This window comes from Paraburkholderia polaris (genome assembly GCF_012927345.1).
Lineage (GTDB): Bacteria > Pseudomonadota > Gammaproteobacteria > Burkholderiales > Burkholderiaceae > Paraburkholderia > Paraburkholderia polaris.
Map to the genome: position 1 here is coordinate 284,195 of NZ_JABBGJ010000005.1, position 8,586 is coordinate 292,780.

Below are 8,586 nucleotides of genomic sequence, written 5' to 3' on the forward strand. Positions count from 1 at the left end.
CTATCGACAACCGGGCAAAACGGACATTCATGAGGGAAGCCTTCGATCCGGACGGCGTCGAGCGTTCGGTATTCGTGGTTGATGAGCGCCACGAAGCGATAGATGAGTCGTGGCGCGCCTACCGTCGCGCGCGGCTGATCTATGTGAGCGTCGGCGTGCTGACTGTGCGCACCGAATCCGGACGATGGGTCGTGCCACCAGGTCACGCGCTCTGGCTCACGGCAAACACCCTGCATTGCCTGACCGCAGGCGAGCCGGTGCGTCTCTATTCGCTGTATGCCGACGCGGACGCCGCGCCGCTGCCCACTCAAAGCGGCGCGTTGGTGCTCAACCCATTGGCGGCGGCGTTGCTGAGCGCCGCGGCCGATCTCCCGCACGACCAACCGTTCGACGAACCCGCCGAACGCCTTCTGCAAGTCTTGCTGGACCGCCTGTCCGGGTTGCCCGCCGCGCCGCTGGCGCTGAACTGGCCGCGCGATCCGCGCATTCAGCGGATTGCCGAGTTGCTGAACGCCAACCCGGCGGAACCTGCGGTACTCGACGATCTAGCCACGGCTGCTGGTGTGACTGCTCGCACGGCGGCACGTCTCTTCGTCAAGGAGACCGGGCAGACTTTCGGCCAGTGGCGGCAGCAACTGCGGCTGCTGGTTGCGCTCGAGCGACTCGGCGCGGGCGCAAGCGTCACGCAGGTGGCGCTCGAGGTCGGCTATAGCGACGTATCGTCGTTTATCGCGGTGTTCCGCGACGCATTCGGCGACACGCCCGCGCGCTATTTCCGCTGACTCCGCACCGCTTACGTCTTCAGCCACTGGAATCGCTGGGACCCGTCGTCATCGTCTGGCGTCGCCAGGACCAAAGGCGTCGCGATCAGTGCGCGCCCGCCGCACCCGCTCCGCCGCCCTTGGCCGGCTTCGTAATCCAGATCAGCGGAATGATCAGAATGAAAATGATCGCCGACACATAGAAGATGTCGTTCAGGCCCATCATCGCGGCCTGGGTGTTCACTGTGAAATCGAACAGCGCATGCGCCGATTGCGGATTCAGATGCAGCAGCGACTGGGTCGAATCGATCTGCTGGTTGAATAACGGGTTGTTGATGGTGGCCTGCTCGGTGAGTCGTTCATGGTGCAGGACCGTGCGGTTATTCCACTCGTTGCCGGCGATCGACGTGCCTACCGCACCGCAAAACACCCGCGCGAAATTCGACAGACCTGCGGCTGCCGGAATTTTGTTCGGCGGCTGACCGGACAGAATGATCGCAGTCAGCGGCACAAAGAACAGCGCCATCGGAATGCCTTGAAGCAGAGTGGGGATCACGAGGTGCCACGTGTCGATCTCGATCACGTACTTCGAGCGCATATAAAACACGATCGCAAAGCCGATAAACGCGAGGGTCGCAATGATGCGTGCATCCGAGCGCGGCAACACGCGGCCCATCACCGGCGCGAGCAGCACCGCGAAGACGCCGAGCGGCGCGGTAACCAGACCGGCATCCACGGAGCGGTAGTTCAGATACTCCTGCATCCATTGCGGCAGCAGCACCAGGTTGCCGAAGAACACGCCGTACGCCACTGAAATCGCAATCGTGCCGCCGAGAAAGTTGCGCTGCTGGAAGAGCCGCAAATCGACGATCGGATTCTCTTCGGTGAGCTCCCACACGAGGAAGAACGCGAAACTGATCACTGCGGTGATGCCGAGAATCACGACTACCGGCGAGGAGAACCAGTCTAGGTCCTTGCCTTTGTCGAGCATGATCTGCAGCGACGCGACCCACGTGATCAGCAGACCTAGCCCGACCACGTCGATCGGTGGCTTGCGAGTTGCCGACTCGCGGGTGCGATAGATCATCCACGTCACGCCGGCCGCGAAAATGCCGACCGGAATGTTGATGTAGAAGATCCACGACCAGCTATAACTGTCCGTGATCCAGCCACCGAGCGCGGGGCCCGCAATCGGGCCGACGGTCGCCGTCATCGCCCATAGCGAGAGCGCGGTCGACGATTTCTCCTTGGGATACGAGCCGAGCAGAATCGCTTGCGAGAGCGGAATCAGCGGGCCGGCCACCGCGCCCTGGAACACCCGCGCGACGAGCAGGATCGGCAGCGTGGGCGCAATGCCGCATAACCACGAAGCCAGCACGAACATCAGAATTGCGCCGACGAACAGCTTGACCTGGCCGATGCGTTGCGTGAGCCAGCCGGTCAGCGGAATCGAGACCGCATTGGCCGCGGCGAACACCGTGATGACCCACGTGCCCTCATCGACCGAGACGCCGAGGTTGCCCGAAATGGTTGGAATCGCAACGTTCGCAATTGACGTGTCGAGCACGTTCATGAAGGTGGCGAGCGCGACGGCGATGGTCGCCAGAACCAGTTTGCCGCCTTGCAGCGGCGGCGGTGGTGCGGGCGGCGTGGCAGCAGGCGCGGAAGCGGGCTGGCTCAAACGATTCTCCAGATTGCGATGCTACGGATGTTCCATTCGGTGTTTTATTCACTGCCCGGGCAATGAGCCGGCGGTCGGTCGAATGCTCGCAAAAGCATACCTGTATTCACGTTTCGGCGTCGTCGATCCATGCAGGACCGACGGCAGAAACCAATCCGGCAGCGTATGCTCCCGGCTGAGGCTGCATCGTGCTCCGCTAAGCCACGCGAGGGCCACGCGAAGCACTACAAGGCACCACGAGGGCAACACGTTGTCGCGTGGCTGGCCGCGCGTGCGGAAATATGAATCGAGAATACAGCGAATACAGAGAGGAGTTGAATATGGCCTGGGAGCAATTCGAACACGGCTGGCGGCGCGCGCCGGCGACAACGCCAGCCAAGGCATTGGTGGTACTGATGCACGGCGTGGGCAGCAATGCGCGCGATCTGATGCCGCTCGCGGACATCTGGAGCGAGAACCTGCCGGACGTGGCGTTCACCTCGCTCGACGGCACCGAGGCCTTTGACGGCGGTTTCGGCGGACGCCAGTGGTTCAGCCTGCGCGATGTCAACGAGGGCAATCGCGAGGCGCGCGTCGCTGCCGCCTATCCGGCGTTGCGGCGCATGCTCGAGACGGAACTGGCGCACTGGCAGATTCCTTTCGATCGCCTTGCGTTGGTCGGCTTCTCGCAAGGCTCGATCATGGCGATGCATCACGTGGCGACGAGCGCGGAAGGCGCTGCGGCCGTCGTCGCGTATTCGGGGCGGCTCGCCTCGGTGATCGTCGCGCAGAACGGCACGCCGCTTACGCTCGTGCACGGCGAAGAAGACGAAGTGATCCCGGTACAGGAACTGGAATACGCCGCGGATGCATTCAGCAACGCCGGCTACGCGGTGGATGCCTACGCCTTGCCCGGCATTGGTCACACGATTAACGCCGACGGTGTCGAGCTCGGCAGGCAGGCGCTGGAGCATGCGCTCGGCGCTTTGTCGCGCGACTGATACGGTGCTGATTGAAAAGTGGCCCTAAAGATTCTGATCTGCTTGCCGTTAACTGCTCATTAGCATGAAAATCACCCCCGCCGCGCGGACCGCGCAACGCCCATCTGGGCGTGCCAAGCGGCTCGGGTGACCGGGGGCGCATTTTCCAGACTGCCCGGTAAGGGCGGATAACGACACATCAGAGCCTTCCTATGGCCAGACCGACGCCGCATTACCCGCTTTTCGATCGACTGTTCCGTCATTCCATGGCGGTGGACCTCGGCACGGCCAATACCCTCATCTATACCGACAACGGCGGCATCGTGCTGAACGAGCCGTCCGTCGTGGCTTTCCAGAAAGAGTCCGCCGCCGGACAAAAACGCGTGGCGGCGGTCGGCACCGAAGCACGGCAGTTGCTCGGCCGCGCACCGAGCAACGTCGAAGCCGTGCGGCCCATGCGGCACGGCGTGATCGCCAATTTTTCCGCTGCCGAACAGATGATCCGGCAATTCGTCGACATGGCTCGCCCGCGGCCGCTGTTCAGCCGGCGCGCCGCATTCACCCTGTGCGTACCGGCGGGCGCGACCCAGGTCGAGCGTCGCGCGATCAAGGAGGCCGCGGTCGCGGCCGGCGCGTGGAAGGTCAGTCTGATCGGCGAATCGCTGGCGTCGGCGGTCGGTGCGGGCCTGCCGGTATCGGAGGCGACTGGCTCGATGGTGATCGACATCGGCGGCGGCACGACCGAAGTCGGTGTGATCTCGCTCGGCGGCCTTGCCTATAGCGGCTCGATTCGCGTGGGCGGCGACAGTTTCGACATGGCGATCGTCAGTTACGTGCGCAACCTGTATGGCGTGCTGCTTGGCGAGCAAACCGCCGAGCACGTCAAGAAAGGCATCGGTTCGGCCGTGCGCGATGTGCCGGTCGAGCATATGAACGCGACCGGGCGCAGCGTCGACGACGGCTTGCCGCGCACGGTTCAGTTGAGCAATCACGATATCGCCGACGCGATCGAGGGCCCGCTGCGTCAGGTGATCGGCGCCGTGAAACGGGCGCTTGAAACGACGCCGGCCGAACTGGTGACCGATATCGCGCATAGCGGCATCGTGCTGACCGGTGGCGGCGCGCTGCTCGGCAATCTGGGCCGCCGCCTGACCAACGAACTCGGGCTTGACGTGCACGTCGCTAATGAGCCGCTCACATGCGCGGTGCGAGGCGCGGGCGCGGCGGCTGCCGCCGGTTTGCTCAACGATAGCGCCTACGAATGATTTGATACGGGACGTCCCGCGCTGCAGGGGTCCGAAACCGGCTAGCCGCAGGAGCTGGCGGGCATGCTGCACTGGCTTCGAGACGAGCCGCATGGGTCACGAGGCACAGATCGCAAGGCGCTCGGTATAGGTCGCTACGCGCACGCCAACGAGCCTCGGTGCATATTCAATGGCTGTGTGACAATACGCTTCGCGTCCCAATTTTAGGGACGCGAACACGCCTTCTTCTTCGAATCCCTATCTAGCCGGCGCCGCTGATGGTTTCAGCCGTTGCCGCGCCGTCCGTGAACCACCTGTGAATCAATCCGTTTTCGCTTCGTCCTCTCCCGCATCCCCGTCTTTTATCGAGCTGCATAGTGGCTTGCGCATGCCCTATGTGGAAGCCGGGGAGGGCGAACTGCTGTTGTTCGTCCATGGCTCGCTGTGCGATTACCGCTACTGGCAACCGCAACTGGCGGGTTTGTCGAAGCAATACCGCTGCGTCACGGTGAGTCTGACGCATTATTGGCCGGTGACGGATACCGAGCCCGACCTGCCATTCAGCTGGAGCGAGCATGCGGACGACGTGGCCGAATTCATCGATCGTTTCGGTGCCGGGCCGGCGCACGTGGTGGGTCATTCGCGCGGCGGCTGCGTGGCATTCCATTTCGCGCGGCGCCATCCGCAGTACGTGCGCACCTTGACGCTTGCCGACCCGGGCGGCCCGTTGCAGATTGCCGGGCGGCCGCCCGCGAGTTTGCCGGAGACCGTCAACGCATTGCGCGCGAAAGCCGCGCAGCTGATCGAAACAGGCGAGGTGGAAGCGGGCTTGCAGTTGTTCGTCGATTCGGTGAGCCGTCCCGGTTTCTGGGCGATGAGCACGCCGGGTTTTCGCAAGATGGCGACCGACAACGCACACACGCTTGCGCGTCAATTCCGCGACCCGTTGCCCGCTTACGTACCCGAGCAGGCGGCCGAGGTGCGCTGCCCGGTGCTACTGATCGACGGCGAAAAGAGTCCTGACATGTTCCGCCGCACTGCGACAGCGCTGCAAACATGGCTGCCGGATTCGCGCCGCGAAACGGTGCGCGGCGCCTCGCACGGGATGAATCTCGCGCATCCGGCAGCGTTCAATCGCTACGTCGGCGAGTTCATTCGCTCAGTGGACGTTTGATTAGCGCGCGTTAAGCGCTTCGTGCGCGCATCCAAGTACGCGATGGATGCGCAATGAGCGCTCAATAAGCCTGCAATGAACTCACGCTGATGGCCTCGCCGCGATTCTCGCGCGGGGGCTCAGCACGTGCGATTGGTCACGGGGTGCAGTTCAAGCCTTGCGATGCGCGTCTTTATCGAGCGCGCGTTCCGCGGCTTCGCCGACGAGGCCGTGGTAATACAGATGCACGCCGATCGCGAGCGAGTCGTTGCGAATTTCGTGGAAGGCTTTCCATGCCTTCACCGGCTCTTTGAACAGCAGATAGTGCGCTTCCTGCGCGATCAGATCTGCGACTTCATGTAGGCCATGGCCGTGCAGGACATCCACGAGTGTATCGAGACTTCGATGGGTGCGCGCGTCGGTACGCGGGTAAAGCATATGCAGCACCGCCACGTTTTGCGTCTTCAGCGCTGCCGACAACGCCACGACGATGTCCTGATGATTCAGCGCGGTGACGATGTTGTCTTCGTTGTGGACGTGATCCGGAAACAGCGTTTCGAGAGAGGCATTCATCTGGTCCTTCCTGTTCTTCTGGCTGATTAAAAAGGCCCGCCGTAGGACGGCGGGCCAAAGACAGCGATGTGTTCGCAGGGGAAGCAAAACACGGAGCCAGTATCGCAGAGCGGCGGTGCTTGCGCAGCTTGACTGCCGCAAAACATTGTTGCAATAAGCGTGCTACTTTCATTTGGCTGGCAATGACGCGGAGCGGGTATAGCGCTTTTCTACGCCGTGTACTTCCGCCTGTTCCCGCGTGTTTCAGGCAATGACACGCATTTTTCGAGCAACGAATGTTGCGCCAGTCGAGATGGATTGTTGCGGTCAATCGCCGCAATCAAAGCGCCTTCGGACCGTAGAATGCGAAGCGGAGCCTGAGCATGCCACGCGGTGATCCGACGATCGAGCATGCCGGCACGTGTGTGATGTGAAAGTAAAAGGAACGTGTAGATGAACTCGAAGACACACGCAACGCTGAGCTTTTCCGACAGCGATCAGACGATTGATTTGCCCGTTTATCAGGGCACGCTCGGGCCGGATGTCATTGACATTCGCAAGCTGTACGGCCAGACCGGCAAGTTCACGTACGACCCGGGTTTCATGTCGACGGCGGCATGCAATTCCGAAATCACGTATATCGACGGTGACAAAGGCGAGCTGCTGTATCGCGGTTATCCGATCGATAATCTGGCGCAAAACGCCGACTTTCTCGAAACGTGCTACCTGCTGCTGAAGGGTGAATTGCCGAATGCGCAGCAGAAGGAAGAGTTCGTGAACACCGTCACGCAGCACACGATGGTGCACGAGCAGATGCACTTCTTCTTTCGTGGTTTCCGCCGTGACGCGCATCCGATGGCGATTCTGGTGGCGGCAGTTGGCGCGCTATCGGCGTTCTATCACGACTCGCTCGACATCAGCAATCCACAGCACCGCGACGTATCCGCGATCCGCATGATCGCGAAGCTGCCGACCCTGGTCGCGATGGCGTACAAGTACACCGTCGGCCAGCCGTTCGTTTATCCGAAGAACGACTTGTCGTACAGCGCGAATTTCATGCGGATGATGTTCGCCAATCCGGCGGAAGAGTACGAGGTCAACGATGTGCTGGTGCGCGCGCTGGACCGCATTCTGATTTTGCATGCGGATCACGAGCAGAATGCATCGACATCGACGGTGCGTCTGGCGGGTTCGTCGGGCGCTAACCCGTTCGCGTGTATCGCGGCCGGTATCGCTTGCTTGTGGGGTCCGGCTCATGGTGGCGCGAATGAAGCCGCATTGAACATGCTGGAGGAGATCGGCTCGGTCGACAATATTCCCGAGTTCATCGCGAAGGTGAAGGACAAGAACTCCGGCGTGAAGCTGATGGGGTTCGGTCACCGCGTCTACAAGAACTACGATCCGCGTGCGAAGCTGATGCGTGAGACTTGTCATGAAGTGCTGGAAGAGTTGGGGCTGCATGATGACCCGCTGTTCAAGCTCGCCATGGCGCTCGAGAAGATCGCCCTTGAGGACGAATATTTCGTTTCGCGAAAGCTGTACCCGAATGTCGATTTCTATTCGGGGATCGTGCAGCGTGCGCTGGGTATTCCGACAGCGATGTTCACGTGTATCTTCGCGATGGCTCGCACGGTCGGCTGGATTGCGCAGTGGAACGAAATGATCGCCGATCCGGAACAGAAGATTGGGCGGCCGCGGCAGTTGTTCGTTGGGGAGACTCAGCGCGAGGCTCGGCCTGTTGGGCAGCGGTGAAGGTTTTGGTTTTTTGCCTGCGTGGCGCTTCGTGTTTGTCTGGCTGCGGCGTTGGGCTTTCCTTCAGCTGTTTGCCTGCTTGCGCTTGTTTCTGCTTGCCTGGGGCGTTGGCCTATCCTTGAATTGTTATTGGTCTATTAGCGTCGCCCCTGTGCGGGGCAGGCACCTACTTTTCTTTGCCTGCCGGTAACTATTCAGCAGCCGGAAGCGGCGAAACGACGAATCCGGCGAAGCCCAAAGCCAGCGCATCGATCAGCGAACGGTTCTGTTTGCGCAGACTGGCAAGGTAGGAGCGGATCGTGCAGAACGCTTCCATGCCTGATACCGCACGGAAACACCCTGAGATTTTCTGTTTGAGCTTGGGCATGCGGATATCGCGTTCGGCCTGGTTGTTGTCGAACGGTACCCGGTGATCGGCAATGAAGCGCCACACCTGGCTCGCCTGCATCTGCAGACGCCGGACCAGGTTATAGGTAAAGCTTTG

The 8,586-nt window shown here is 61.5% G+C and carries 8 protein-coding genes; 5 read left to right on the plus strand and 3 right to left on the minus strand.

Features of this window, described 5'->3' with window-relative positions; genetic code table 11:
* The first annotated feature begins 29 nt into the window (after positions 1 to 29).
* The gene (locus HHL24_RS06615; protein WP_169484692.1) at positions 30 to 782 is read left to right on the plus strand and encodes an AraC family transcriptional regulator; all 753 of its coding nucleotides are present in this window, start codon (positions 30 to 32) and stop codon (positions 780 to 782) included.
* Between the two features lie 85 nt (positions 783 to 867).
* Here the strand turns inward: HHL24_RS06615 and HHL24_RS06620 are convergent, their stop codons facing one another.
* Positions 868 to 2,442, minus strand: coding sequence for a DHA2 family efflux MFS transporter permease subunit (locus HHL24_RS06620; RefSeq protein ID WP_169484693.1), 1,575 nt, complete (start codon positions 2,440 to 2,442; stop codon positions 868 to 870).
* A gap of 320 nt (positions 2,443 to 2,762) precedes the next feature.
* Between HHL24_RS06620 and HHL24_RS06625 the strand changes: the two genes are divergently transcribed.
* The 3 genes from HHL24_RS06625 to HHL24_RS06635 all read left to right on the plus strand — a co-directional run bounded on the left by HHL24_RS06625 (position 2,763) and on the right by HHL24_RS06635 (position 5,819).
* Positions 2,763 to 3,422, plus strand: coding sequence for an alpha/beta hydrolase (locus HHL24_RS06625; protein ID WP_169484694.1), 660 nt, complete (start codon positions 2,763 to 2,765; stop codon positions 3,420 to 3,422).
* Positions 3,423 to 3,613: 191 nt separating this feature from the next.
* Positions 3,614 to 4,666 carry a rod shape-determining protein gene (gene mreB / locus HHL24_RS06630; RefSeq protein ID WP_169484695.1) on the plus strand — a complete coding sequence of 351 codons (1,053 nt, stop codon included), beginning with the start codon at positions 3,614 to 3,616 and terminating at the stop codon, positions 4,664 to 4,666.
* A 367-nt stretch (positions 4,667 to 5,033) separates the two neighbouring features.
* The gene (locus HHL24_RS06635) at positions 5,034 to 5,819 is read left to right on the plus strand and encodes an alpha/beta fold hydrolase (protein ID WP_169484715.1); all 786 of its coding nucleotides are present in this window, start codon (positions 5,034 to 5,036) and stop codon (positions 5,817 to 5,819) included.
* Positions 5,820 to 5,969: 150 nt separating this feature from the next.
* On the opposite strand, the gene HHL24_RS06640 is transcribed toward HHL24_RS06635, so the two are convergent.
* Positions 5,970 to 6,371 carry a hypothetical protein gene (locus HHL24_RS06640; protein ID WP_169484696.1) on the minus strand — a complete coding sequence of 134 codons (402 nt, stop codon included), beginning with the start codon at positions 6,369 to 6,371 and terminating at the stop codon, positions 5,970 to 5,972.
* Positions 6,372 to 6,803: 432 nt separating this feature from the next.
* Here HHL24_RS06640 and gltA point away from each other — a divergent pair, with 432 nt between their 5' ends.
* Positions 6,804 to 8,102, plus strand: coding sequence for a citrate synthase (gltA, locus tag HHL24_RS06645; protein ID WP_169484697.1), 1,299 nt, complete (start codon positions 6,804 to 6,806; stop codon positions 8,100 to 8,102).
* A 190-nt stretch (positions 8,103 to 8,292) separates the two neighbouring features.
* Here the strand turns inward: gltA and HHL24_RS06650 are convergent.
* Positions 8,293 to 8,586: IS66 family transposase (locus tag HHL24_RS06650; protein ID WP_169484698.1), on the minus strand; the 294-nt coding region annotated here is incomplete at its 5' end.

Excerpts from the sequence above, each read along its gene's own strand:
- HHL24_RS06615 (WP_169484692.1), top strand. The coding sequence starts at position 30 with ATGAGGGAAGCCTTCGATCCGGACGGCGTCGAGCGTTCGGTATTCGTG.
- HHL24_RS06625 (WP_169484694.1), top strand. The coding sequence starts at position 2,763 with ATGGCCTGGGAGCAATTCGAACACGGCTGGCGGCGCGCGCCGGCGACA.
- mreB (WP_169484695.1), top strand. The coding sequence starts at position 3,614 with ATGGCCAGACCGACGCCGCATTACCCGCTTTTCGATCGACTGTTCCGT.
- HHL24_RS06635 (WP_169484715.1), top strand. The coding sequence starts at position 5,034 with ATGCCCTATGTGGAAGCCGGGGAGGGCGAACTGCTGTTGTTCGTCCAT.
- HHL24_RS06640 (WP_169484696.1), bottom strand. The coding sequence starts at position 6,371 with ATGAATGCCTCTCTCGAAACGCTGTTTCCGGATCACGTCCACAACGAA.
- gltA (WP_169484697.1), top strand. The coding sequence starts at position 6,804 with ATGAACTCGAAGACACACGCAACGCTGAGCTTTTCCGACAGCGATCAG.